At 71.9% G+C, this 23408-nt stretch carries 22 protein-coding genes and 1 pseudogene; 13 read left to right on the forward strand and 10 right to left on the reverse strand.

Translation table 11 applies throughout. The features are described 5' to 3' along the window. Positions 1-6: 6 nt before the first annotated feature. Both ACQKM2_RS15590 and ACQKM2_RS15595 read right to left on the reverse strand, forming a co-directional pair. Entirely contained in the window at positions 7-1623 is a 1617-nt protein-coding gene (locus ACQKM2_RS15590) for an NCS1 family nucleobase:cation symporter-1 (RefSeq protein WP_427710002.1), read from the reverse strand. A gap of 105 nt (positions 1624-1728) precedes the next feature. Beyond that, positions 1729-2100: a hypothetical protein gene (locus ACQKM2_RS15595; RefSeq protein WP_427710004.1), complete on the reverse strand. Its 372-nt coding sequence runs from the start codon at positions 2098-2100 to the stop codon at positions 1729-1731. Positions 2101-2260: 160 nt separating this feature from the next. Here ACQKM2_RS15595 and ACQKM2_RS15600 point away from each other — a divergent pair, with 160 nt between their 5' ends. Continuing rightward, a complete protein-coding gene (locus tag ACQKM2_RS15600) occupies positions 2261-2686 on the forward strand; it encodes a hypothetical protein (RefSeq protein ID WP_427710006.1) in 426 nt (141 codons plus the stop codon). Positions 2687-2737: 51 nt separating this feature from the next. Here the strand turns inward: ACQKM2_RS15600 and ACQKM2_RS15605 are convergent, their stop codons facing one another. Beyond that, the gene (locus ACQKM2_RS15605; RefSeq protein WP_427710008.1) at positions 2738-3295 is read right to left on the reverse strand and encodes a hypothetical protein; all 558 of its coding nucleotides are present in this window, start codon (positions 3293-3295) and stop codon (positions 2738-2740) included. 239 nt (positions 3296-3534) lie between these two features. Here ACQKM2_RS15605 and ACQKM2_RS15610 point away from each other — a divergent pair, with 239 nt between their 5' ends. After that, the gene (locus ACQKM2_RS15610; RefSeq protein ID WP_427710010.1) at positions 3535-5187 is read left to right on the forward strand and encodes an ATP-binding cassette domain-containing protein; all 1653 of its coding nucleotides are present in this window, start codon (positions 3535-3537) and stop codon (positions 5185-5187) included. Positions 5188-5312: 125 nt separating this feature from the next. Here the strand turns inward: ACQKM2_RS15610 and ACQKM2_RS15615 are convergent, their stop codons facing one another. Continuing rightward, a complete protein-coding gene (locus tag ACQKM2_RS15615; protein WP_427710011.1) occupies positions 5313-6296 on the reverse strand; it encodes a LuxR family transcriptional regulator in 984 nt (327 codons plus the stop codon). 174 nt (positions 6297-6470) lie between these two features. Between ACQKM2_RS15615 and ACQKM2_RS15620 the strand changes: the two genes are divergently transcribed. Continuing rightward, on the forward strand, positions 6471-7883 hold the full coding sequence (locus ACQKM2_RS15620; RefSeq protein WP_427710013.1) for an aminopeptidase P family protein: 1413 nt from the start codon (positions 6471-6473) through the stop codon (positions 7881-7883). 141 nt (positions 7884-8024) lie between these two features. On the opposite strand, the gene ACQKM2_RS15625 is transcribed toward ACQKM2_RS15620, so the two are convergent. Next, on the reverse strand, positions 8025-8375 hold the full coding sequence (locus ACQKM2_RS15625) for a hypothetical protein (RefSeq protein WP_427710015.1): 351 nt from the start codon (positions 8373-8375) through the stop codon (positions 8025-8027). Positions 8376-8749: 374 nt separating this feature from the next. On the opposite strand from ACQKM2_RS15625, the gene ACQKM2_RS15630 reads away from it, so the two are divergent. The 4 genes from ACQKM2_RS15630 (at position 8750) to ACQKM2_RS15645 (ending at position 14298) form a co-directional block, all read left to right on the forward strand. Next, the gene (locus tag ACQKM2_RS15630; protein ID WP_427710017.1) at positions 8750-11290 is read left to right on the forward strand and encodes a discoidin domain-containing protein; all 2541 of its coding nucleotides are present in this window, start codon (positions 8750-8752) and stop codon (positions 11288-11290) included. A 154-nt stretch (positions 11291-11444) separates the two neighbouring features. Beyond that, positions 11445-12083 (forward strand): hypothetical protein, encoded by a 639-nt coding sequence (locus ACQKM2_RS15635; protein ID WP_427710019.1) that lies wholly within the window; start codon positions 11445-11447, stop codon positions 12081-12083. A 97-nt stretch (positions 12084-12180) separates the two neighbouring features. Further along, positions 12181-13530 (forward strand): family 43 glycosylhydrolase, encoded by a 1350-nt coding sequence (locus ACQKM2_RS15640; RefSeq protein ID WP_427710021.1) that lies wholly within the window; start codon positions 12181-12183, stop codon positions 13528-13530. Between the two features lie 84 nt (positions 13531-13614). Continuing rightward, complete coding sequence (locus ACQKM2_RS15645; RefSeq protein ID WP_427710023.1) at positions 13615-14298, forward strand: GNAT family N-acetyltransferase; 684 nt, start codon at positions 13615-13617, stop codon at positions 14296-14298. A 105-nt stretch (positions 14299-14403) separates the two neighbouring features. Here the strand turns inward: ACQKM2_RS15645 and ACQKM2_RS15650 are convergent, their stop codons facing one another. Next, on the reverse strand, positions 14404-14829 hold the full coding sequence (locus tag ACQKM2_RS15650; RefSeq protein WP_427710025.1) for a DUF6924 domain-containing protein: 426 nt from the start codon (positions 14827-14829) through the stop codon (positions 14404-14406). A 50-nt stretch (positions 14830-14879) separates the two neighbouring features. After that, the gene (locus ACQKM2_RS15655) at positions 14880-15788 is read right to left on the reverse strand and encodes a LysR family transcriptional regulator (protein ID WP_427710027.1); all 909 of its coding nucleotides are present in this window, start codon (positions 15786-15788) and stop codon (positions 14880-14882) included. A 72-nt stretch (positions 15789-15860) separates the two neighbouring features. Here ACQKM2_RS15655 and ACQKM2_RS15660 point away from each other — a divergent pair, with 72 nt between their 5' ends. From ACQKM2_RS15660 to ACQKM2_RS15670, 3 genes and pseudogenes are all read left to right on the forward strand, one after another. Then, positions 15861-16250 carry a RidA family protein gene (locus ACQKM2_RS15660; RefSeq protein ID WP_401240209.1) on the forward strand — a complete coding sequence of 130 codons (390 nt, stop codon included), beginning with the start codon at positions 15861-15863 and terminating at the stop codon, positions 16248-16250. A gap of 37 nt (positions 16251-16287) precedes the next feature. Then, positions 16288-17178 (forward strand): annotated as a pseudogene (locus ACQKM2_RS15665) (IS5 family transposase). 50 nt (positions 17179-17228) lie between these two features. Next, entirely contained in the window at positions 17229-17675 is a 447-nt protein-coding gene (locus ACQKM2_RS15670) for a hypothetical protein (protein ID WP_427710029.1), read from the forward strand. Positions 17676-17709: 34 nt separating this feature from the next. Here ACQKM2_RS15670 and ACQKM2_RS15675 read toward each other — a convergent pair whose 3' ends face one another. Continuing rightward, positions 17710-18213: a hypothetical protein gene (locus ACQKM2_RS15675; RefSeq protein ID WP_427710031.1), complete on the reverse strand. Its 504-nt coding sequence runs from the start codon at positions 18211-18213 to the stop codon at positions 17710-17712. Positions 18214-18233: 20 nt separating this feature from the next. Continuing rightward, complete coding sequence (locus ACQKM2_RS15680) at positions 18234-20729, reverse strand: RHS repeat domain-containing protein (protein WP_427710033.1); 2496 nt, start codon at positions 20727-20729, stop codon at positions 18234-18236. Between the two features lie 95 nt (positions 20730-20824). Between ACQKM2_RS15680 and ACQKM2_RS15685 the strand changes: the two genes are divergently transcribed. The 3 genes from ACQKM2_RS15685 (at position 20825) to ACQKM2_RS15695 (ending at position 22768) form a co-directional block, all read left to right on the forward strand. Further along, positions 20825-21718 carry a hypothetical protein gene (locus ACQKM2_RS15685; protein ID WP_427710035.1) on the forward strand — a complete coding sequence of 298 codons (894 nt, stop codon included), beginning with the start codon at positions 20825-20827 and terminating at the stop codon, positions 21716-21718. Then, positions 21711-22181, forward strand: coding sequence for a hypothetical protein (locus tag ACQKM2_RS15690; RefSeq protein ID WP_427710037.1), 471 nt, complete (start codon positions 21711-21713; stop codon positions 22179-22181). The genes ACQKM2_RS15685 and ACQKM2_RS15690 overlap by 8 nt, the downstream gene beginning before the upstream one ends. An 83-nt stretch (positions 22182-22264) precedes the next feature. Further along, positions 22265-22768, forward strand: coding sequence for a hypothetical protein (locus ACQKM2_RS15695; protein ID WP_427710039.1), 504 nt, complete (start codon positions 22265-22267; stop codon positions 22766-22768). 14 nt (positions 22769-22782) lie between these two features. Here ACQKM2_RS15695 and ACQKM2_RS15700 read toward each other — a convergent pair whose 3' ends face one another. After that, entirely contained in the window at positions 22783-23358 is a 576-nt protein-coding gene (locus tag ACQKM2_RS15700) for a Uma2 family endonuclease (protein WP_362467494.1), read from the reverse strand. Between the last annotated feature and the right edge of the window lie 50 nt (positions 23359-23408).

Below are 23408 nucleotides of genomic sequence, written 5' to 3' on the forward strand. Positions count from 1 at the left end.
CCGTGGTCATGCCGGTCCGGCGTGGCCGGGCCCCGCTCCCGGTGGGGCGGGGCGCGCGCCGGCCATGAGGGCCGTGTAGAGCAGCAGGGACGCGGTCAGGCCCACCGCCCAGCCGTAGTCGGCGAGCGGTTTCAGGAAGGGGATCAGGCCCTCCTCGGGGAACGGGCCCTTGCCGGGGGCCGAGTGGGAGCCTCCGACGGCCAGGACGCCGCCGACGGCGAAGGCCGCCAGGGCCCGGAGGTTCCAGCCGCCCGTGTACCAGTACGGGCCGCCCTCCCGGTAGAGGTCGGGCAGCGAGAGCCGGGTGCGGCGCACGATCCAGTAGTCCGCGATGAGGACTCCGGCGACCGTGCCGAGCAGCCCGCCGACCAGGCCGAGCCAGGTGAAGATGTACAGCTCGGGGGTGGAGGTCAGCTTCCACGGCATGATGAGTACGCCGACCACGCCGGTGATCAGCGCGCCCCGGCGGAAGTCGATCAGGCGGGGGGCCAGGTTGGCCAGGTCGTAGGCCGGGGAGACGACGTTGGCCGCGATGTTCACCGAGATCGTCGCGATCAGCACGGTCACCAGGGCGAACAGCAGCCCGAAGACGCTGTCGGCCTTGGCGACGAGCTCCACCGGGTCCCAGATCGGGGCCCCGTACACGGCCTCGGAGCCGGAGGTGACGAACACCGACAGCAGCGCGAAGAGGGTCATCGTCGTAGGGAGCCCCAGCGTCTGTCCCAAGATCTGGGAGCGCTGGCCGGCGCCGAAGCGCGTGAAGTCGGGGATGTTGAGGGAGAGGGTGGACCAGAAGGCGATCATGCCCATGAGGGAGGGGAAGAAGACCGGCCAGAAGTCCTCGCCCCAGCCGAGGCGGGACGGCTGGTCGAGCAGCTCGCCGAAGCCGCCCGCCTTCACCCCGATCCACACCAGCAGGACCAGCGCGCCGACGATGACGAAGGGCGCGGCCCAGTTCTCGAAGCGCCGCAGCGCCTCCATGCCCCGGTAGATGATGGCGAGTTCGAGGGCCCAGAAGACGACGAAGCAGAGCCACAGCGTCCACGGCTCGCCGCCGATCTCCGCGGCCCCCGCCCAGCCGCCGAAGATCTTGCCGAGCAGGACGAAGATCCCGGACCCGCCGATCCAGGTCTGGATCCCGAACCAGCAGCAGGCCACGGCCGCCCGGATGAGCGCGGCCATGTTGGCCCCGCGGACCCCGAAGGAGGCCCGGGCCAGCACGGGGAACGGGATGCCGTACTTGGGGCCGGCGTGCCCGGTGAGGAGCATCGGCACGAGGACGACGAGGTTGGCGAGCGCGATGGTGAAGACGGCCTGCTTCCAGTCCATCCCCAGGGCCACCAGCCCGGAGGCGAGCAGCCAGGAGGGGATGTTGTGCGCCATGCCGACCCACAGGGCCGTGAAGTTGTACGTGGTCCAGCGCCGGGCCTCGACCGGTACGGGGAGGAGGTCGGGGTTGGCGAAACGGCCGTCGGAGGGGACTTCGCCGGGGGCGAGCTCGACTCGGTCCCCGGTCTCGGCGGTCGGGTGGTGGTGGTCGGGCACGTGCGCACGCCCCCTCGGGTCGGGTGGAGGCCTCGCACGGAGACCCCGGTCAGGGCTGGACACCGGTTCCCCGTCCATCCTCTCCCCCCGGTCGCTCCGGGGCGAGGGTCCGGCGGAGTCGGAAAAACCGGCGAACCCCTGGAACGGGTGCGGCAGACCCTACTGCGGCAGGGGCGCGAAACCTCACGGCGCGCGGGCGGGGGGCCGGGGGCCGCGGGATTCGAGCTCGTCGGCCAGCCGGGCCAGGAAGCCGCGGAACTCGGCTTCACCGAAGGGCTCCTGCCCTTCGTACGGGTCGAACGTGCTCGCCAGCGGTGTGCCGGTGGCCAGCACCGCCCGCAGCGCCGCCACCTGCTCGGCCATCGGCCGCTCGGAGAGCGGTTCGGCCCGCATGGCCGTCGCGTACCGGCGCACCGTCTCGTCGTCGAGTGCCGCGCCGCCGCCCTCCCGGTACATCGCCTGGTACAGGATGCAGTTGACCAGGCCGAACGCCCATGCCTTCGGCCTCGCCTCCGCCTTCGCCTTCGCCTTCGCCTTCGCCTTCGCAGCGGCCATCACCGGCTCCTCCCCCTGACGGATGACGGACGTCACCGGAGGCCATGAAACCAGCTGCCGTCCGCGCCCGAGCTGACGCGCCTCTTAGGGGGTCGGGGTGACAGTGGGGACCGTCACGCCTTGAGGGGGGAGCGCGATGCCGATTCCGACTCCGATACCGATGCCCATCCGCGTCCGGGGCCGCGCCGGGGGCGGGCGGCCCGCGCCGCCGCGGCGTGCCGTCACGCGCCTGCGCCTCACGTGCGTCTACGGCGGGGTCTTCATGCTGGCCGGGACGGCCCTGCTCGCCGTTGTCTTCCTGCTCGCGCGGCAGGCCGTGGACAGGGGCAACGAGCCGGTGTTCGAGCTGCGTTCGGAAGGCACGCTGGTGCTGGCGCCCGCCGACTGCGCCTGGCCCGAGACGGACGGGCGGTCCCCTTGTCCGGCCACCGACCGGCGGCCGCCCCGCGACCCGCTGACCTCGCCGGCGCTGCTCGTCCTGGCCGCTCTCGGACCCCTGTCGGTCGTCGCGGGCTACGTGACGGCCGGGTACGCGCTGTCGCCGGTCCGGCAGATCGCCCACACCGCCCGGACGGCCGCCCGCTGAGGGAGCACCCCGACGCCGACGGCCGGCTCCGGATGGCCGGGCGGCCGGTGTTCACGTGCGTTCGTAGGCCACCTTCGCCAGCTCGACGGCCTGCTCGCGGGTCTCCTCGTCCACGATCTGCACGCTGATGCGGTACTGCGCGTTGCCGCCTTCGAGCCGGTACGCGGCGGGGGCCAGGCGGGCGAGCAGCTCGTCGTCCGTGTCGTAGGGGAGCCGGAGGTTGACCACGCCGTTGTGCGCGTAGACGTACGCGAAGGCACCCTTCGGCGAGCCCTGCCGGCGCACCCGCAGGTAGTCCCCGTAGTCCAGGGCCGAATCCGCCCCGGCACGGTGGCGCTTGACGCCGTGCACCTTGACGTCGGGCCAGGCGGTGGCCGCGGCGAGGAACCCGGTGAAGTGTTCGGCGGCCGGGTTCCCCCGCAGGAGCGCGCTCACCGCCGCCTGGCCCTCGTGTGCGACGCCCGGGATCTGGGCGGGGTCGGAACCCGTGGCCGGGGCCGGGGATCCGGCGACGACGACGCCGGTGGACGACGTGTCGCCCTGGGCGAGCAGCTGCTGGATGACCTGGGACGCGTCGAGTTCCGCGGCCGTGCCTTCGAATTGAAACACCGTCAGCTTCATTGGATTTCCCCTCCACTGTATGAGTCCTCGCCAACTCTACCCAGTTCTTGTTCAGTTGTCGGCCAGTTCGGCTAGTTCTCGGCGAGCTGGGTTCAGTTATGGCTCCCACTGGACACGGGGCGGCCGGGGGGCGCTTCAGGCGAGACGCAGCGTCTTGCCAAAGGCGGGGAGCCCGCGTAATGTCTTGACGAGACGAAACGTCTCGTTCCAAACGGAGGGGGTTGCCTGTGCGTGCTTCAGCTGCTGGTAGTCAGGTCGTGCTGGCCGAGGTCGGCAAGCGGTACGGAACCCGGACGGTGCTGGACCGGGTCGGTTTCTCGGTGCGGCCCGGGGAACGGGTCGGGGTCGTCGGGGACAACGGTTCGGGGAAGTCGACGCTGCTGCGGCTGCTGGCCCGGCAGGAACGGGCCGACGCGGGCGAGGTGTGCGTACGGGCACCCGGTGGCGTGGGGTACCTCGCCCAGACCCTCGACCTGCCGGCCGGGGCGCGGGTCGGCGACGCCGTGGACCGTGCGCTGGCCGGGCTGCGGGAACTGGAACGGCGGATCCGGGCGGCCGAGGAGCGCCTCCACCTGGCCGGCCCCGAGGAGGTCGAGGCGTACGGGCGGCTGGTCGCCGAGTACGACGCGCGTGGCGGACGGGACGCCGACCGGCGGGTGGCCGCCTTCCTGCGGCGGCTCGGTGAGCGGGAGCCGATCGAGCGGGGGCGGGCGCTCGGGACACTGTCCGGCGGGCAGCGCTCACGGCTGGCGCTGGCCGCGGCCCTGGCGGCCGAGCCGGAGCTGCTGCTGCTCGACGAGCCCACCAACGACCTGGACGACGAGGCCGTCGGATGGCTGGAGGAGCACCTGGTGCGGCGGACCGGCACGCTCGTGGCCGTCACCCACGACCGGATGTTCCTGGACCGGGTCACCACCGCGGTCCTGGAGGTGGACCACGAACGGCTCGCGGTGCACCGGCACGGCAACGGCTACGCCGGGCACCTGGTCGCCCGCGCCGCGGCGCGGGCCCGGTGGGAGCGCGAGTACGAGGAGTGGGTCGAGGAGACGCGGCGCGTGGAACGGCTCGCCGACAGCGGCATCGGGCGGCTCGCGCAGATCCCGCGCAAGGCGCCGGCCGCGTTCAGCGGCGCCGGGGCCTTCCGCGCCCGGTCGCGGGCGCACGGGGCGATGAGCCGGATCCGCAACGCGCGGGAGCGGCTGGCCCGGCTGACGGAGCATCCGGTTCCGGCACCGCCGCAGCCGCTGCGGTTCACCGGGCGGTTCGGGGCCGACGGCGGCCCGAGCGGTGGGGTGGACGTCCAGGGGCTGGCCGTGCCGGGGCGGCTCGCGCCGGTGTCGTTCCGGCTGGAGGCGGGCGGGCGGATGCTGGTCACGGGGCCCAACGGGTCGGGCAAGTCGACGCTGCTGCAGGTGCTCGCGGGTCTCGTGCCGGCCGGGGACGGCAGCGTACGGGCGCCGGGGCGGGTCGGGCTGCTGCGGCAGGACGATCCCTGGTCCGGCGAGGGCCGTTCCGCGGCGGGGGCGTTCGGGGAGGAGGTCGCGGAAGCCCTGGTGCGGCTCGGGCTGCTGGGCACGGCCGACGCGGACCGGCCGCTCCGGGAGCTGTCCGCGGGGCAGCGGCGCAAGGTGGAGCTGGGCCGGCTCGTCGCCGACGGGCCGTACGACCTGCTCCTGCTCGACGAGCCGACCAACCATCTGGCGCCGGGGGTGGTGGAGGACCTGGAGGCGGCGCTGGCGCCGTACGCCGGGACCCTGGTCGTCGTCAGCCACGACCGGCGGCTGCGGGCCGGGTTCACCGGAAAGCGGCTGGCCCTGGGCGGGGCGGGGGTATCGGACGCGTCGCGTCCGGCGGCGGCGGGGGTCCCGGCCGGGCGGTGACCGCCCGGCCTCCGGGGCCGGGGACGACGCTCAGGCTCGGCTCAGGCTCAGGTTCAGGTTCATGCCCGAGCTCGCGCCCGAGCACACGCCCACGCCCGAGCTCGCGCCCGAGTACGAGCGCGCGTTCACAGCCAGCCGTTGCGCTGTGCCTGGAGGGCCATCTGGAAGCGGTTCGCGGCGCCCAGGCGGGCCATCAGGATCTGGAGCCGGCGGAAGAAGGTGCGGCGGCTGATGCCCAGTTCGCGGGCGATGACCTCGTCGCTCGCTCCGCCCGCGAGGAGGCGGAGCAGCCGGCGGTCGGCCGGGGGCAGGCCGGCCGGGCGGGTGGCGCGGCCGTGGAAGGGGAGGGCCTGCTGCCAGGTCTGCTCGAACAGGGCCAGGAGTGCGGAGAGCAGGCCGCACGGCTGCACCACCAGCATCGTGTTGTGCACGTCCGCCTCCCTGATCGACAGGGACACCAGCGCGTACGCCTCGTCGATGATCACCAGCTTGACCGGTACCGTCGGCGCCACCCGGGCCTGCTCGCCGGCCTCGATGCACGGCTCGATGGCCGTCTCCAGCTGCCCGGGCACCTCCAGTGACGCCTTGGAGTAGACGACCCGCTGCGTCACGCCGCGGGCGAGGGTCCCGAGCGCGTCGTCGAGGGCGCCGGCCAGCGGGAAGTAGGGCGGCGAGTCGAGCTGGCGGATCTGCGCGCGGGCGCTCGTCCAGGCCTGGCGCATCCTCGGGCCGATGGCGTCGCCGGTCACCACCTCGACGAGGTTGTCGTTGTACGCCGCGAGCCGCTGGCGGCGGAACGACTCGAACGCGCCGCCCACGGCGATGCGCGACCCTTCGAGCTCGGCCGCCCGGTGCCTGGCGAGGATCTCCAGGCCCGCGGCGGGCGGCACCGGCGCCACCACGTCCGCGCCCTCCGCGGCGGCACTGGCGAGCCCGGCGTCGACCAGCTCGGCGTACGCGGCGGCGAGCTCGGCGCCGTCCAGCCCGGCGGCCTCCCCGATCTCGGTGAGCGGGGCGGGGGCCAGTTCGAGCAGTGACAGGTACACACGGCCCGCCGCGGGGCCGATCCCCAGCATCCGCAGGGCCTCGCCCAGTTTCGCGTTCGCCATGCCCCGCATTATCGACCACCGCGCGGCGACGCAATGGCCGATCAGTGCCACTGGCACCACAGGCCCTCCCGGGCGCGCCGTCCCGCAGTACCGTCCGGGAACCGCCGGGGGCTCACGGCCGGCGACAGCAGACGACTGACAACGGACGACGGACAACGGAAGAAGGAGAAGGACGTGGCGAAGGGTCGCAAGAACGGCCTCTACTCGGGGGTCTCCGAGGAACTGTCCGCCCTGATGAGGACGGGCTGGGCGGACACCGAACAGCACGGCCTCCCGCTCGACGAGCAGTCCCCGTACGCGGCCCGCCGCCGCGCCGCGCTCTCCGCGCGCTTCCCCGGCGAGCGCCTGGTCATCCCGTCGGGCAACCTCAAGACCCGCTCGAACGACGACACCTACCCGTTCCGCCCGTACTCCGGCTACGTCCACATGACCGGGGACCGGGCCCGCGACTGCGCGCTCGTCCTCGAACCCCGCCCGGACGGCGGCCACGACGCGTACTGCTACCTGCTGCCGCGCGACGGCCGGGACTCCGACGAGTTCTGGCTGGGCTACACCGCGGAGCTGTGGATGGGCCGGCGCCGCTCCCTCGCCGAGTCGGAGCGCGTGCTCGGGCTGTCCTGTCGCGACGTCCGCACCGCCGCCGCCGATCTGGCCGCCACGCCCGACGTGCCCACCCGTATCGTCCGCGGCGTCGATCCGGCGCTGGAGGCGGCGGTCACCACCGACGCCGAGCGCGACGCCGAGCTGGAGGAGGCGCTGAGCGGGCTCCGGATCGTCAAGGACGCCTGGGAGATCGGCGAGATGCGCAAGGCGGTGGACTCCACCGTGCGCGGTTTCACCGACTGCGTCGGCGAGCTCTCGCGGGCGGTCGCCTCCTCCGAGCGGTGGATCGAGGGCACCTTCTTCCGCCGGGCACGGCTGGAGGGCAACTCCGTGGGCTACGGCTCGATCTGCGCCGCGGGCGACCACGCCACGATCATGCACTGGACCGACAATGACGGCCCGGTGCGCCCCGGCGACCTGCTCCTGCTCGACGCCGGCGTGGAGACGCACACCCTCTACACCGCCGACGTCACCCGCACCCTGCCGATCAGCGGCGTCTTCACGCCGGTGCAGCGCATGGTGTACGACGCCGTGTACGAGGCCCAGGAGGCGGGCTTCGCGGCGGTGAAGCCGGGGGCCGCGTACCGGGACTTCCACGTGGCGGCGCAGCGGTACATGGCGGAGAAGCTCGTGGAGTGGGGCTTCATCGAGGGCCCGGCGGACCGTGCCTTCGAGCTCGGCCTGCAGCGCCGCTTCACCATGGCCGGTACCGGCCACATGCTCGGGCTGGACGTCCACGACTGCGCCGAGGCCCGCAACGAGGAGTACGTGGACGGCGTGCTGGAGCCGGGCATGGTGCTCACGGTGGAGCCGGGGCTGTACTTCCAGCCGGACGACCTCACGGTGCCCGAGGAGTGGCGCGGCATCGGCGTCCGCATCGAGGACGACCTGCTGGTGACCGCCGACGGCAGCGAGAACCTCTCGGCGGGGCTGCCGCGCTCGGCGGACGAGGTCGAGGCGTGGATGGCCCGCGTCGCGGGCTGACGCCGACCGGGGCCCCTCTTCCGCCGAGCGCGGGGAGGGGCCCCTGTGCCGTGCGGCCCCTGGAGCCTTCGGGCTCCGGGGGCCTTCGGGTTCCGGGGGCCTTCGGGTTCCGGGGGCCTTCGGGTCCCGGGGTGGACGGCCTCAGGCGCAGGCCCGGGCTCCGGTGTCGGCCGGGGTGCGGCGGGCGATCCGCATGCGGGCCCCGGCGTACTCCACCGTCTCGCCCGGCAGGATCAGCAGCCCGGCTTCACCGGCTTCACCGGCCTCGCCCGCATCGCCGAACTCACCGGCCTCGCCGTCCGGGGCGTCCGGGCCGTCGGCACCGGCCGGGCCCGGCCCGATCGGTCGGACCTGGACCGCCTGGCCCAGCCCGCCGGCCATGAACACCGTCGGGTCGACCTCCCAGCCGTGGCCGGCCAGCCAGCGCTCCAGCGCCTCGCCGTCCGCCGCCTCCGCCCAGCGCGGCCATGCGTACGTCGTCGTGCTCTCCATGCCTACCCCCTGTAGCTGATGGGACCACCGGCCCAGATGGTGCCACCCGCCTCTGACAACGGCACCGCGAATTCCGTGCCCGGCAACGCGCACGGGAACGTCTCTCCTTGAGGCGCCGAGGCGAGTGTCCGGTTTCGTCCTGGGGATCGAATGGCTGCTCGCCACTACGCCTTGGAATCCGCACAGGCCGGGTGTGGGCGACACCACTCGAAGGTGGCGGGGCGCGTCGGCGCCGGGTCCGGCGGAGGGGGTCCTTCCGCGTGCGGTGGCGCGGGTTCGCGCCAACTCCCCTGTTCGACGGTCGAGTTGATCTGCGCTGACCTATGTTCTAGGGGCTTCAGCGGTTCTTTCCACGACTCGCCCAGGAGGTCCGATTGCAGCCCGGACGCATACGCGCCCTAGCCCGAGCGTTACGCCGCTCCCCCCTGCTCATCGCCTTCGCCCTCGGCTCGCTGCTCGTCGGGCTCACGCCCTGGCTGGGCGTGGCCAGCACCGGGCCCCGGCCGGCGCCGCTGCCGGGGGCCCGCGGCGGGCAGGCGGCGCAGCAGTCGCCGCACCACGGCGTGGCCCCGGCGAACGCCATGGAGCCGACGGCGCCCGTCCTCGACCGGACCGGATGGACGGCCACGGCCGGCGACGAGGAGACCAGCGGCGAGAACGGCCGCGCGGCCAACGTCCTCGACGGCAACGCGGCCACCATCTGGCACAGCAAGTGGACGGGCACCCCCGCCCCGCTGCCGCACACCATCACCCTCGACATGCACCGCACGGCGGTGGTCTCGGCGCTCGTCTACCAGCCCCGCACCAACGGGGCCAACGGGCGCGTCGGCGAGTACAGCATCAGCGTCAGCGCCGACGGCCAGAACTGGGGCGGCCCGGTCGCCACCGGCACCCTCGCGGACGACGCCAGTGCCAAGACCCTCGGGTTCGCCCCGCAGGGCGCCCGGTTCGTCCGGCTCACCGCGTCCACCGAGGCCGGCAACCGCGGACCGTGGACCTCCGCCGCGGAGCTCAACCTGCTCGGCGACCCCGGCACCCCGGCCGCCACCGTCGACCTGCCGCGGACGGGGTGGACGGCCACGGCGAGCGACGAGGAGACCACCGGGGAGAGCGGCCGCGCGGCCAACGTCCTCGACGGGGACTCCGCCACCATCTGGCACAGCAAGTGGACGGGCACCCCCGCCCCGCTGCCGCACACCATCACCCTCGACATGCACCGCACGGCGGCGGTCTCCGCGCTGGTCTACCAGCCGCGCAACGACGGCCCCAACGGGCGCGCGGGCGCGTACACCGTCACCACCAGCACCGACGGCGCCGCCTTCGGCGCACCGGTCGCGGCGGGCACGTGGCGCGACGACGACACCGTCAAGACCGCCACGTTCACCCGCACCGAGAACGCCCGCTACGTACGCCTGACCGTGACCGGCGAGGCCGGCAACCGCGGGCCCTGGACCTCCGCCGCCGAGATCCGCCTGAGCGGACCGGCCGACCCGGCCGCCCACGGCTCCTGGGACCGGATCACCGGCTTCCCGCTGGTGCCGGTGGCCACCGCCGTCCTGCCGGGCGACAAGCTCCTGGCCTGGTCCGCGTACGCGGTCGACCGCTTCGGCGGCAGCAACGGCTACACCCAGACCGCGATCCTGGACCTGAAGACCGGCAAGGTGACGCAGCGCCGCATCGACAACACCGGCCACGACATGTTCTGCCCGGGCATAGCGATGCTCGCCGACGGTCGGGTGCTCGTCACCGGCGGCAGCAACGCGGAGAAGGCGAGCGTCTACGACCCGGCCACCGACACCTGGTCCGCGACCACCGCCATGAACATCGCCCGCGGCTACCAGGCCATGACCCTGCTCTCCACCGGTGAGGCCTTCGTCCTCGGCGGGTCCTGGAGCGGGGCCGCGGGCGACAAGGCCGGCGAGGTCTGGTCCCCGGACACCCGCACCTGGCGCAGGCTCCCCGGTGTCCCCGCCGGCCCGGCGCTGACGGCCGACCCGGCCGGGGCCTACCGCGCCGACAACCACATGTGGCTGCACGCCACCTCGGGCGGCAAGGTGCTCCAGCTGGGCCCGAGCAAGCAGATGAACTGGATCACGACCGGCGGGAACGGCAGCATCACCCCGGCCGGCACCCGGGCCGACAGCCAGGACGCCATGACCGGCAACGCCGTCGCGTACGACATCGGCAAGCTGCTCACCCTGGGCGGCTCGCCCGCGTACGAGAAGACGCCCGCCACCCGGCGCGCGTACACGGTGAGCATCGACGGCGGCGGTCAGGTGCAGGCCGCGCGCACGGGCGACATGGGGTACGCGCGCGCCTTCGGCAACAGCGTCGTGCTGCCGGACGGCAAGGTCGCGGTGTTCGGCGGGCAGGCGTACCCGGTGCCGTTCAGCGACGCCACGTCCGTGCTGACGCCCGAGCTGTGGGACCCGGCGACCGGGAGCTTCACCCCGCTCGCCTCCATGGCCGTCCCGCGCAACTACCACAGCGTGGCCAACCTGCTGCCCGACGGGCGGATCTTCTCCGGCGGCGGCGGCCTGTGCGGCGACTGCGCCACCAACCACGCCGACGGGGCGGTGTTCACGCCGCCGTACCTGCTGAACGCGGACGGCTCGCCGAAGCCGCGTCCCGTCATCACCGGCGGGGTGCCGCCCCGGGCGGCGGCGGGGGCCTCACTCACCGTCGCGGCCGAGGGGCAGGTGGCCTCGTTCGTCCTGATGCGGGCCGCGGCCGCGACGCACTCCACGGACAACGACCAGCGGCGGGTCCCTCTCGTGTCCACGGCCGCGGGGACCGGCACGTACGCGGTGTCCATCCCGGCCGACAAGGGCGTCGTGCTGCCGGGCACCTACATGCTCTTCGCCCTGGACGCCCAGGGGGTGCCGAGCACGGCCAAGTTCATCACCGTCTCCTGACGGAACGGCAGCGGCGCCCGCCCCTGATCGGGGGCGGGCGCCGCACGCTTGCACCGCGACTTCAAACATTACGAGGATCCGTGATCGCCTCGGCGGCGCAGCGGGCTACGGTGGCGTCCACCACGCACCAACCCCCTCTGAAGGAAGGCAACTTGTGAGCACACGGGACGACGCTTCGCAGCCGGACCTCGCGCAGCTGCTGGTCACGGCGGCGGAACTGCCCGCGGCGGGCCTCGACGACTTCACCGAGCTGGCGTCGCCCTCGTCCGACGAGGACCCGCCGCCGATGACCGCGCAGACCCCGGAACTCACGGCCGTGCTGAACCGGGCGTTCGGCGACAAGGCCGCGAGGGAGGTCAGGACCTCGTTCATGAACGCCGACTCCTCGATCGTCGTCGACGAGGGCGTCTCGGAGCGGGTGCCGGGCGCGGCCGCCGCCTGGATGGCCGACATGCGGCGCGTGTACACCGAGTGCGCCTCGTGGACGATGAGCATCGGCGACGACGAGATCACCGTCCAGGTGGTGGACCCGGCCGATGACCCGGGCGAGCCGCTCAAGGTGGAGCAGCGGTTCGGCGACGAGGCCCTGATGCGCACGATGCTGGCCGGTTCGCCCGGGCAGCAGGCCCGGATCACCACCCTGCTGGTGCGCCACGGCGACCGGGCCCTGGAACTGACCTTCCGCAGCCTGGCGGGCGACCCGGAGGGGCCGGAGGCGGCCCGCCTCGCCGACGGGACGTCGAAGTTCCTCGACCTGGCTCCGGCCAAGTTCCTGGGCCTGCCGCCCCGCTAGGGGGACCGTGCGCAACTCGTAGGACGTCGAGGCGTTGGTCAGTCCGACTGCCCAACGCCGAAGACGCGCAGGATCGGAGCCCCAGCCCATGCGCCTGATGCCGCCCCCTCCCCTCAGGCGCCGGGTGCTGCGCTGCCTCGCGCTCGTCACCGTCGCCGCCGCCACGGCCCTGGGCCCGGCCGCAGCCGCACCCGTACTCGACCGGGAGTTCGCCGACCCGGACATCGTGAAGGTCGCCGGCACGTACCACGCGTACGCCACCAACGGCGACGGCAGGAACGTCCAGCACGCCACCTCCCGCGACCTGAAGCGCTGGAAGGCCGACGGCGGTGACGTCCTGCCGGCGCTCGGCGGTTGGGCGGCGCCCCGGCGCGACCTGGTGTGGGCGCCGGAGGTGTACGACAACGGCAACGGCAACGGCGACGGCTTCACCATGTACTACACGGCGCACGACCGGGCGAGCGACAGGCAGTGCATCGGCGTCGCGCGGTCCTCGTCACCGGACGGGCCGTTCCGGCCGGTCGGGGACGGGCCGCTGGTGTGCCCGGCCGCCGAGGGCGGCGCGATCGACGCCTCCACCTACACGGAGGGCGGACAGCGCTACCTGCTGTGGAAGAACGACGGCAACTGCTGCGGCACGGACACCTGGCTGCACCTGCAGCCCGTCTCGTGGGACGGCACCCGTACCACCGGGGACCCGGTCAGGCTGCTCCGGCAGGACCCCACCGGGGACGACGGCGTGGTGGAAGCCCCCACCCTCGTCAAGCGCGGGGGCCAGTACGTCCTCTTCTACTCGGCCGGCGACTACAGCGGCGACGGCTACCGGACCGGCTACGCGGTGGCGCGGAACCTGACCGGCCCTTACACGAAGGCGGCCAAGCCGCTGATGACGACGGAGACCCTCTCGGGCACGGTGCGGGGCCCCGGCGGGCAGGACGTGGTGACCGGCCCCGACGGCCGTGACCGCATCCTCTTCCACGGCTGGCGTGACGATCCGCGCCGCCGGGTGATGTACGCGGCCGACCTGGGCTTCGCGAACGGCTACCCGGTCGCGCGCGGCAGCAAGGTCGTCTACCAGGCGGAGAACGCCCTCGTGCACCACGCGGCGGTCCGCGACGCTCCGTCCGCCTCGGACGGCAGGGCGGTCGGGGGCATCGACCACGCGGACAGCCACGTGGAGTTCACGGTCTTCGCGGCGTCGCCGGGCGAGCACCGGCTGTGGGTGTGGTTCGGCAACGGCTCCGTGGACGGCGCGGGATCCCCGGTGGAGGCCACGCACGGCCTCGCGGTCAACGGCAAGGCCGCGGGCACCGTCCGCTACCGGCACACCGGCTGGGACAAGTGGGAGGCGGCGGAGACCTCCGTGCCCCTGCGGGAGGGCTGGAACACCATCCGCCTCTCCAAGGGCGATCACTACGCCGAACTGGACGGCGTGGAGGTGGCCTGACACGACCTTATTGCAAGTAACTCGCAACAAGGGCAGGCTGTGCGGTGCCAGGACGATCACTCACCCGGAAAGGGGATGTGCCTGATGGGCACCTCCGTGCTTCCCGCCCTCCCCCACGGCCACGGCCACGACACGGCCGAGGCCATGGAGGCATGGGTCCAGGGCTGGGCCGTGTCGCGCGGCGCGGCCGACCCCGTCCCCGCGCCCTGGGGCTTCACCATCGACGTCGGCCTCCCCGGGCACGTCGCGCGCCACGTACTGACCGCCGCGGACGAGGCGGCCGTCCGCAAGATCACCGAGAACCCGGCCGCCCCGGGCACGTGGCTGAAGGCACCGGCAGCACCGGAGGAGTTCGAGTCCTGGCTGGGGCCCGGCTGGTCCCCGGCCGGCGGGCCCGGCTTCCTGATGTCCGCCCCGCCGCGCACCGCCCGCGCCGGGGCCCCGCCGGCGGTCGCCGCCGGCTACCGGCTGGACACCTGGATCCGCAGCGGCGTCGCCCGCGCCCTGATCCGCACCGCCGAGGGCGCCTTCGCCGCCCGCGGCCAGGCCGGCATGGCCGGTCCCGCCTTCGTCGTCGACCAGGTCGAAACCGACCCCGCCCACCAGCGCCGGGGCCTGGGACGCCTGCTGATGCACGCGCTCACCGACGCCACCGCCGACCGGGGCGCCACGGAGGGCGTACTGGTCGCGACCCCGGAGGGCCGGGCCCTGTACGAGACGGCGGGATGGCGGGTACTGGCCCCGCTGACGGGCGCCGTACGCAGCTGACCGGCGGGGCGGCTCACAGTCCGCGGATGGCCCCGGCCAGGTCGGATCCGTACCCCGACAGCTCACGGATCCGCTCGACCGTCCAGCCGGCGGGCAGGTTCGGCATCAGACCTCGCCGAAGCCGCGGAAGGTCCCCGACCCGTCAGCGGCATCGGCGAACTCCGCGAAGTCCATGTTCGCGATGCAGAGGTTGGCGGACACGTCGGGGAACCACCGGGCCGGCACCCTGAAGGTCCGCCCGGGTTCCTCCCAGAGGTCCACGGCCAGCAGCGGGTGGGCCGGATCCGCCATCGTCGTCGCGTCGGCCAGGAACATGTGCACGACCAGCTCGTCCTCGCCGGCGGCGGTCTCCTCGGCCAGCAGTACCCGGAGCTCCACGTCGGTGAAGCGCGGGTCGCTGACGTAGGTGGCGTTGGAGTACTCCCCGTTGGCGCCGTCGAGCGCGGCCTGGACCGCGTCCCAGGCCGCGTCGTCACAAAAATCGGTACGCAGGACGAGCGAGGTCAGATCAGCAGGCTGCGGCAGGGGCATGACCGGATCCTCTCACCCGACACCGACACCGACACCGCCCACCCACGGGACTAGGGCGTGTCCGGCGGATCTTGGTTGAGAGCTGCCAAGAGGCGTGGGACCAGAGGGTTTGAATCATTCTTGCGCCAAGCGACGGCGACTCGTGTGTGCGCGGTGTCGGGCTGGATCTTGCGGAAGGCGACGCCTTCGAGGCGGATGCGGCGGATGCTCTCCGGGGCCAGTGACACGCCCAAGCCGGTCTCCACCAGGGCGCAGACGGTCTGCCATTCCACGGCGTGCTGGGTCACTTGGGGTGTGAAGCCTGCTGTGATGCACAAGTTGGTGATCTGGTCGTACAACGGCGGGCCGACGACGCGAGGCAGGAGCACGAAGGGGTAGTCCGCCAGCTGCTCGACTCGGACGGTTCGTTGTGCCGTGAGCGGATGCGAGGAGGGCAAGACGGCCACGAATGGCTCGGTCAGCACGGTCTCGAACCCAAGGTCCGCATCATGGGCAGGCGGCTCGCGCAACAGGCCGACGTCGATCGTTCTTTCGCGCAGAGCGGCCAGTTGCGGCGCGGTGGTCATCTCCTGGATGTCCACGTCCACGGCGGGGAAATGTTGCCGAAAGGTTCGCAGCAGGCCGGGCAGGACGGTGAGGGCGAGGGAGGCGGCGAAGCCGATCCGCAGGCGGCCGGCCTTGCCGCTGCCGACTTCTCGGGCGGCTGTCAGGCCGTCCGCGAGGTCGGTGAGGGCATGCCGGGCGGCAGGGAGGAGTTCCCGGCCCGCTGGGGTGAGGCCGATGTGCCCGGGTGCGCGGCTGAAGAGCGCGTATCCGACCTTGTCCTCCAGGCGGCGGATCTGCTGGCTCAGCGGCGGCTGGGCAATGCCCAAGCGGGCGGCGGCGCGGCCGAAGTGCAGTTCCTCGGCGAGCACGACGAAGGCGTACAACTGCGGAAGGGGTAGTTCAGGGCGCTCCATACGCATAGAGATATCAGGTCGTGCCTCGCGACGTATTAGACGTATCAGTGCTGGTCACTTAGCGTTCGGCGCATGACAGAGCGACGTTTCATCCTCAGCGGCTCGACGTTCGAGGAGCAGATCGGCTATGCCCGCGCCGTGGTAGACGGCGACTGGGTGCATGTGTCCGGGACGACCGGGTTCGACTACACCACCATGACGATTTCCGACGATGTCGTGGAGCAGGCCGAGCAGTGCCTGCGCAACATCGAGGCTGCCCTGACCGAAGCGAAGTGCACCTTCGCCGACGTGGTGCGGGTGCGCTATCTGCTGCCCGACCGAGCGGACTTCGAGCCCTGCTGGCCAGTACTGCGTCGCGCCTTCGGGAACGTCCGGCCGGCCGCCACCATGCTCATGTGTGGCCTCGCCGATTCCCGCATGAAGATCGAGATCGAGGTGTACGCCCGGCGGATCACCGCGTAACCGCCCACGTCGTCCGGTCTGGGTGAATGGGGGCACCGTGCCTGAGGTCGGGCGGGGCGATCTGACACATGACGAGTGGGCACGGCTCCAGCCGCTCCTGCCCGGCGGCGGACTTCCGGGCGGACGATGGAGCGACCATCGCACGGTCATCAACGGAATCCTCTTCCGGCTGTGAACGGGCACACCCTGGCGTGACGTGCCTGCACAGTACGGGCCGTGAAAAACCGTCTACGAGCGTCACCGCCGCTGGTCGGCGGACGGCACTTGGGACAAGATCTTTCGCTCGCTCCTGGCGCACGCCGACGCCGAAGACCGGATCGACTGGAGTGTGGTCGGCATCGATTCCACCTCCTGTCGGGCTCATCAACACGCGGCTGGCGCACGCATGACAGCCCCGCGCATCCCGGGACAGCGGGCTCTGCCCTCTCAGCATCGGCCAGATGAAGGGCTGGGACGTTCGAGGGGCGGTCTGACGAGCAAGATTCATCTGGTCGGCGAGGGCGGCCGCCGCCCCTTGGCGTTCCTGATCACCCCGGGCCAGTGGGGCGACGCCCCGCAGCTGATCCCGGTGCTGGAACGTCTGAACGTCCCCCGGCTCACCACCGGCCGCCCTCGTACCCGCCCCGACCATCTCAGCGGAGACAAGGCGTACAGCTCGCGCCGCAACCGTCGCTACCTTCGCAGGCGCCAGATCAAGCACACCATTGCCGAACCGCGAAGCCAACGCGCCAACCGGCAACGCCGCGGACGCAGGGGCGGCCGGCCCGTCGGCTTCGACAAGGCGATCTACAGACGCCGCAACGAGGTCGAACGCACCATCAACGCACTCAAGAACTTCCGGGCCGTGACCACGCGTTACGACAAGCGTGCCTACGTTTTTCATGGCACCGTCACCCTCGCCACGATCCGCTTATGGCTCCGACCATGATCCGCCGGGCAAGCCCTAGTCTGCTGACTCACCGAGCGAGGGGAGCCGCCGTGCCCGACAGACCGCCGCTGGAGAACACCCTCGATGCGCTGCGCGCCGAGGTGGGGGCCGGCGGCACCACTCGGGATGCGTGGCTGGCCTTCACCCGTTTCGGGCGGAGGCGTTTCGAGACGACGCCCACACCCGACTCCGACGGCCTGCTCTTCCAGTACGGCACGTACGCCTTCAGCGGGCGGCCGATGTTCACCGTGGACCTCACCCAGCAGTTCGACGTCAGCGACGACGACGGCGAACACGCCCACTACGCGCAGGTGCACTGCGAACTCCGTTTCGGGCCCGCACCGGACCTGGACGCCTTGGGAAGCTTCGACTCCTGGTTCTTCCACGACGCCGACGAGGACCTCGAAGAGTGGTTCGCCGCCATGGCGGACCGCCTCGGCCCCCTGCTGCTCGACCGCACGCCCTGCGAAACCGACCTGTACGAGGAGACGGTGTAGCCCCAGGCGAGCAGCGCGGGGGCCTCATGCCGCATCACCCAGGAGTGCAGCGGTCGGCATCCTTCTTCATGAACTCGGATCTCTTGACCATCTTCGCCCCTTCGCCGTCTGGGACAAGAACCTTTCCCGGTTTCAGGCGGTCGAAGAGGTCCGGCGTGAACGATATTCTCCCATCCAGTCCACGACCATTAACGCCACCCCTGAGAACCGCCGTGTACTCTCGGCCACCCTTGAGATCGACCAGTTCCGACCTTCTGACACTCCATCCCTGGGGAGGTTCGAAAAGATCCACGCTGGCAAGTGACCCACGCATGGAGTCATTCATGAGGAACCAGCGCTTGTAACCGATCGTTCCGCCGGAACTGAAGAAAGAGAACATCTGGGCGGTGTAGCGCGGACAGGGGGCAACCAGAATGCGGGCTCGCCCGCTTTCAGTACGCTCGACGGCCAGCAGCGCTTTGGGGGCAGGCGAACAGCTGACGGCGGCTGCGGTGACCATCGACATCACCGCCACGACAGTAGCCATGCGCACCGCCACCGGAGACCCCTTCTCCTTTCTCAGCAATCCATGTCCTTGCCTGGCACGATGAATTGCGCCGGACACCAGATGAGATAGCTTCCCCACCACAGATTCGCCTCCTTTTCAAAGCCATTCGCATGTGAGGGAGTTCCCACCTCATATTCAGACGCCATCACATCGCGGAAGTACCTTCCCGCAAAACCCGCGGTGCTTCCAGACCTGGCCCACTGCTTCGAGTGAATCGCTTCATGGCGCTCCAGGTCGGGGCCGAGTTCTTCCACGCCATCCGCCCCAACCAAATTCAGCATCCACGCCCTCTTCTCTGCTTCATCGTCAAGCCTGGTAGCGAATTCCTCCTTGCTCAGATGAAAGAAGTGCACATCCCCAACAGTCATCGGCTGATCTCCGGCAGGAGAGCTACCGAAGCACACGTACTGCTGAGCCCGCTTCGCGCAGCTGTCCGAGGATTCGGCAAACCAGTGCGCCCATTTGTTGGAACCATTCTTCCCGTTCTCCGCATTGAACGGATCTTCAAGGATTCGCTCGCGCGGAACGTCCACCATGCAATCCACCCTGATGTCGTCCACCCGGCAGTCGTCCGGGTAGAAGACGGGAGGCGGCGGGCTCTCCACCCATGCGATCGCCACTGCGACAGGGGTGGGCGGCGGTGGGGGCTTCGGGCCGCCGCAGCCGTAGCGGGTCATGCTGCAGTTCATGGGCCTGCCTCTCGTGGGGGAAGGCCGGTAGCTGTTGCCGTAGTTCGCGCCGTGGCCCGAGCGGGCCGCCGGGTTGCCCGAGCCGCTGCCCGGCTCCTGGGCGTCCGGCCGGGGCTGGTGGCCCGGGGTGGTGTTGTGGCAGGTGGCGCACGCGCGGGTGGGGCAGTCGAGTTCGGCGCACAGGCCGCTCGGGTCCGAGGTGGTGAGCGGGCTGTTGTGCGCGTAGCTGTAGGCGTTCAGGGACTGGCTGGAGCCCGGTGTCAGGACCGGGTCGACGCTGAGGAAGGTGCCGGTGCGGGGGTCGTATTCTCGGGCGCCGAGGTGGGTGAGGCCGGTGGACGTGTCCTGGGTTCCGCCGACGAAGCCCTTCTCGCCCGGCCAGGCGGCCGGCTTGGTGCCGCGTTCCTCGCCGAAGGGTTTGGTGCTGCGGCGCTGGACCTGGAGGGTGGTGGCGTCGATGGCGGTGGTGCCGGTGTTGTGGTGGTCGGCCACGACGTAGGAGAGCTTGCCGTCGGAGGTGCGGACGATGGTCGGACCGCCGGGGGTGGCGTAGTAGCGGGTGCCGGTGACCTTGTTCGTCGCGGTGTCGAGGGTGAGTTCGGTCGAGCCGAGGGTGAGCGTGGTCCTGCCCGGGTCCCGGCGCAGCAGCCGGTTGCCGTCGGCGTCGTAGACGTAGGTGGAGGTGCCCGCCTTGCTGGTGGCGGAGGCGAGGTGGCCCTCCTCGTTCCACGTCAGGGTCTGGCTGCCTCCCGTGCCGTCGGGGCGCGTGAGGGTGTTTCCGGTCGCGTCGTAGGTGACGGGGGCTGCCGCCGCCGGGCCGGTGCCGGTCTGCCTGGTCGTGGAGGCCGGGGCGTGCGGGCGCGCCGAGCCGGGCGCCGGGAAGGCCGTCGTGGTGGTCACGGACTTGGCCGGGTCGCCCGCGGGGTCGTGGTCGGTGAGCGAGGTGCGGTTGCCGGTGATGTCGTAGGTGAAGTCCTGGCGGTAGGGGGCCGGGCCGCCGATCGCCCCGGCCTCGGGGGCGGTGCGGGAGCAGCCTCCGATCGCGGGAACGGAGGGGGCGGGCCGGGTGGTCGTGGCCCCGGTGTCGGTCCACGCGCCGGTCAGGCGGTGCAGGTGGTCGTACGCGAAGCACTGGAGGTCGCGTACGGAGCCCTGGTTGTTGTCGACGGAGGTGACGTCACCGGCCGGGGTGTAGGTGTAGTTGGTGGTCTCGACCGCAGTGGACTGGTCCTGCTTGTCGATCCGGGTGCCGAGCAGTCGGCCGGTGGCCGGGTCCTGGATGGTGGTGAGGCTGACCTGCCTGGGGACGTCACCGAAGGTGGTCCGCAGCACGGTGCCGCGTTCGTCGTAGTCGGTGAAGTTGACGTAGTCGACGGTGTCGGAGCCGTAGGAGACGGGCAGGCCGTTGATGTTGCGGCCTGCTTCGAGGCGCTCGGAGGGCAGGCCCCCCGCGGCGGGCAGGGTGGTGCGGCGTTCCAGACCGGTCACGGGGTCGTAGCTGGTCGAGAGCGAGTAGGTGCCGGTGAGGGCGCCTTCGCCGTCGGGGACGGTCAGTCGGGTGCCGGTGGGCCGGTAGCCGATGTCGTAGCCGGTGGTCTCCTGCCGCCAGGCCTTGCCGTTCACCCAGCTCGTGGACGACGTGGGCTTGCCGGGGAGCAGGGTGTCGTACTCGAACGCGGCCAGCTTGGGGCCGTCGACGGCGCCCCGGTTCCGGGAGGTGGGGCGGCCCAGGACGTCGTAGCTGGTGAAGATGGTGGTGCCGAGCTTCCAGGCGTTGCCGGCGGCGTCCGTGATCTCGCTCGTGGCCGCGTCCCCCATGCGCGGGAGCGTATCCGTGCGATCGGATCCGGGATAGGCGGTGGTGGTCCGCCACTGCTCCTTCAGGACGGGCAGCGCTCCAGCGGGTTCAACACATGACCTGTCGCCTCGGCCGCGCCGACACCGACGGCTGGAACCACGACCAGGCCGACGTCCGCAACGCCGCAGACAAAGTCCAGGTCGGCGGCTGGACCCAGCTCACCGCCAGCTACGAAGACACCCCCGGCCTGATCCCCCTCTACGTCAACGGCACCCTCGCCGCCACCGGACACCACGCCAAGGCCAACACCTGGAACGCCACCGGCCCCTGGTTCTCGGCCGCTACAAGTACCAGGACAACCCGGATGCTTTGCTCGCCTCCCCCGTCGGTGCCGCCACCTGACCATCCGTCGGCTTTCCGGCCGTCGCCCTCCGCGGTGTGGGCGGCGGCCGTGGCCATTCGCTCGCTCCGGATGCCGGACCCGATGCGAAGGGTGATCACGCCCGCATATCATCTGTTCATGGGACCTTTGAAGCCGAATGTCATTGACCTCATAGTCGCCCTGCTCTGCTTCGCGGCGGCCTTCGCCCTCATGGCGAAGGTCCTGCTCCCGCGGATCGGGAAGGTGCTCGTGGCGCGTGAGGCCGCCATCGACGGCGTGCTGGCGTCCTGCGAGGACACGCAGCTGGAGGCGCAGCGCGTACTCGCCGTGTACCAGGCCGAGTTGGCCGCGGCCCGTCATGAAGCCTCGCGGATCCGTCAGACCGCGCTCGAAGAGGGTGCGGCGCTGCTCGCCGAGGTGCGCGCGGAGGGGGTGCGGGCGCGCGAGGAGTTGGTCGCCGCTTCTGCCGTGCAGCTCCAGGCGGACCGGGTCGTCGCCGAGGCCGAGCTGCGCGAGGACGTGCTCGGGCTGGCCACCGAGCTCGCCGGACGCATCCTCGGCGAGCCGCTCACCGACGCCCGGCGCAACCGGGCCGTCGCCGACGCCTTCTTCGCCGAAGTTGAGTAGCTTCAGGTTCGGGTGGCGGGGCAGCCACTACCCGGGCGCGCCCGTCGACGACATGTGGCTGGCGGTCGGCGCGGATCCGGGCGGCGGCTGGTACCTCGACGCGTACTTCATCGGGCGCACGCCCCTGCCCGGCGGCGCACCGCTGGCCGCCGAGTTCGCGCGATGGCTGCTGGCCCCCGCGCCCGAAGGCCGGTACGAGGAGGAGTTCCTGCTGCTCGACGGTGAACCGCAGCGCGGTTCGCGGGCGCTCGCGGAGGGGGCCCTGCTCACCGTGGAAGTGCTGCTGGGCCGTGCGGAGGCCGGCGGCCCCGAGTACCTCCAGGTGCTGCTGTTCGGCGAGGTCGGCGGGCGGGCCTTCGAGGTGTGCGCACCGCTGGAATGCGGACGGGTGGTGCGCGCCGAACTCGAAGCCGCCGCGCAGCGGCTCCTCGGGGACGCGGAACGGCCGCCGGACCGGGCTTGAGGCGGCGGGCCGGGAATTCGGTGGGCCCCGGGCACCCCGGGTGCGACACTCTCGTGTTGATCGTTTACGAGGGGGAGCACGCCATGCACAGACGTACCGGACTGCCGACGAGACACGGCTTGGCCCTGGCGGTGCTCGCCGCGGCCGCCGTCCTGACGGGTTGCGGGTCGGGTGAAGCGGAGGACGGCTCCCCCGCCCGGGCTTCCGCCTCCGCCCCGCGCACGCCCCAGGCCGCCTCGGCGACGCGTGACTCCGTCGAGGCGGACATCGTGGCCGCGATCCGCAAGGCGGGCGTCGACCCGGCGGTGGGCAAGACCACCCCGGTCCGCAACGGGGCGAAGCGGCCGGACATGTTCGACTGGATCGGCGTCCTCAAGGCTCCCGAGGCCGAGCCGGCCCGGGTCGCGGCCGACGCCGAACTGGAACGCCGCGGGTGGCGGAAGGTCTCCGAGAGCGGCACGGTCCACCGGTACAAGAAGGGCGACTGGAACCTGCTCTCCGCCGCCATGGGCGCGCAGGAGCTCCCGACTCTCCAGGAGGGGACCGGCGCGCTCTCCTTCACGGCCACGCTGCTCGACGCACCCTGAGACCGGCGCCGGCCTCAGCGGACGTGGTTCTTGAGGATGTCGGTGTCGTCCAGGGTGATGTCCACCGGCGCGGGGATCCGTACGGTGTCGCCGAAGAAGAACGTCTGGGTGTGGTACCTGCCGTTGACCGGGTCGGCGTGCAGGACCAGCGAGCCGTTGTCGCGGTCGATGAGGAGGTAGACCGGGATCTCCTGTTCCGCGTACGCGCGCGGCTTGTCCTGGCGGTCCCGCTGGTCGGTCTTCGCGTCGTACGAGGTGACCTCCAGGACCATGACGACGCCGTCCGCGGCCGCCCACTCGCCCTGGCCCGCGAAGTAGCCCTTGGGGGCGAGGACGCCGTCCGGGCGGGCGTTGCCGTTGCCGTACGTCTCCACGCGCAGGCCCTGCTCCGGGTACAGGCGCAGGTCGGGGCGCTGCCGCATGCAGTGTTCCAGCAGCCACATGATGATCTCGCCGTGGTCGCCGTCGGGCACGGGCTTGACTCCCAGTTCTCCGTTGATGAGTTCGAGCTTGACGTCGTGTTGTGCGGCGGCTTCCGCGATGGCTTCGAAGGCCTCGCGGCTCATCTGCGGCCAGTCTCGTGTGATCACGGTGTCCTCCCGGTAGGGCCGCGGCCAGGGTATCCAGCCGTCGTCGGGCG

Origin of the sequence: Streptomyces sp. NPDC004126 (assembly GCF_050275515.1) — a bacterium.
Taxonomy (GTDB): domain Bacteria; phylum Actinomycetota; class Actinomycetes; order Streptomycetales; family Streptomycetaceae; genus Streptomyces.

Bases quoted from the DNA above. Each gene is read 5' to 3' on its own strand.
- ACQKM2_RS15650 (WP_427710025.1), bottom strand. From the start codon at position 14,829: ATGCCCCTGCCGCAGCCTGCTGATCTGACCTCGCTCGTCCTGCGTACC.
- ACQKM2_RS15645 (WP_427710023.1), top strand. From the start codon at position 13,615: ATGGGCACCTCCGTGCTTCCCGCCCTCCCCCACGGCCACGGCCACGAC.
- ACQKM2_RS15655 (WP_427710027.1), bottom strand. From the start codon at position 15,788: ATGGAGCGCCCTGAACTACCCCTTCCGCAGTTGTACGCCTTCGTCGTG.
- ACQKM2_RS15640 (WP_427710021.1), top strand. From the start codon at position 12,181: ATGCCGCCCCCTCCCCTCAGGCGCCGGGTGCTGCGCTGCCTCGCGCTC.
- ACQKM2_RS15680 (WP_427710033.1), bottom strand. From the start codon at position 20,729: ATGGGGGACGCGGCCACGAGCGAGATCACGGACGCCGCCGGCAACGCC.
- ACQKM2_RS15660 (WP_401240209.1), top strand. From the start codon at position 15,861: ATGACAGAGCGACGTTTCATCCTCAGCGGCTCGACGTTCGAGGAGCAG.
- ACQKM2_RS15695 (WP_427710039.1), top strand. From the start codon at position 22,265: ATGCACAGACGTACCGGACTGCCGACGAGACACGGCTTGGCCCTGGCG.
- ACQKM2_RS15600 (WP_427710006.1), top strand. From the start codon at position 2,261: ATGCCCATCCGCGTCCGGGGCCGCGCCGGGGGCGGGCGGCCCGCGCCG.
- ACQKM2_RS15595 (WP_427710004.1), bottom strand. From the start codon at position 2,100: ATGGCCGCTGCGAAGGCGAAGGCGAAGGCGAAGGCGAAGGCGGAGGCG.
- ACQKM2_RS15590 (WP_427710002.1), bottom strand. From the start codon at position 1,623: ATGGACGGGGAACCGGTGTCCAGCCCTGACCGGGGTCTCCGTGCGAGG.
- ACQKM2_RS15685 (WP_427710035.1), top strand. From the start codon at position 20,825: ATGACCTGTCGCCTCGGCCGCGCCGACACCGACGGCTGGAACCACGAC.
- ACQKM2_RS15615 (WP_427710011.1), bottom strand. From the start codon at position 6,296: ATGGCGAACGCGAAACTGGGCGAGGCCCTGCGGATGCTGGGGATCGGC.
- ACQKM2_RS15625 (WP_427710015.1), bottom strand. From the start codon at position 8,375: ATGGAGAGCACGACGACGTACGCATGGCCGCGCTGGGCGGAGGCGGCG.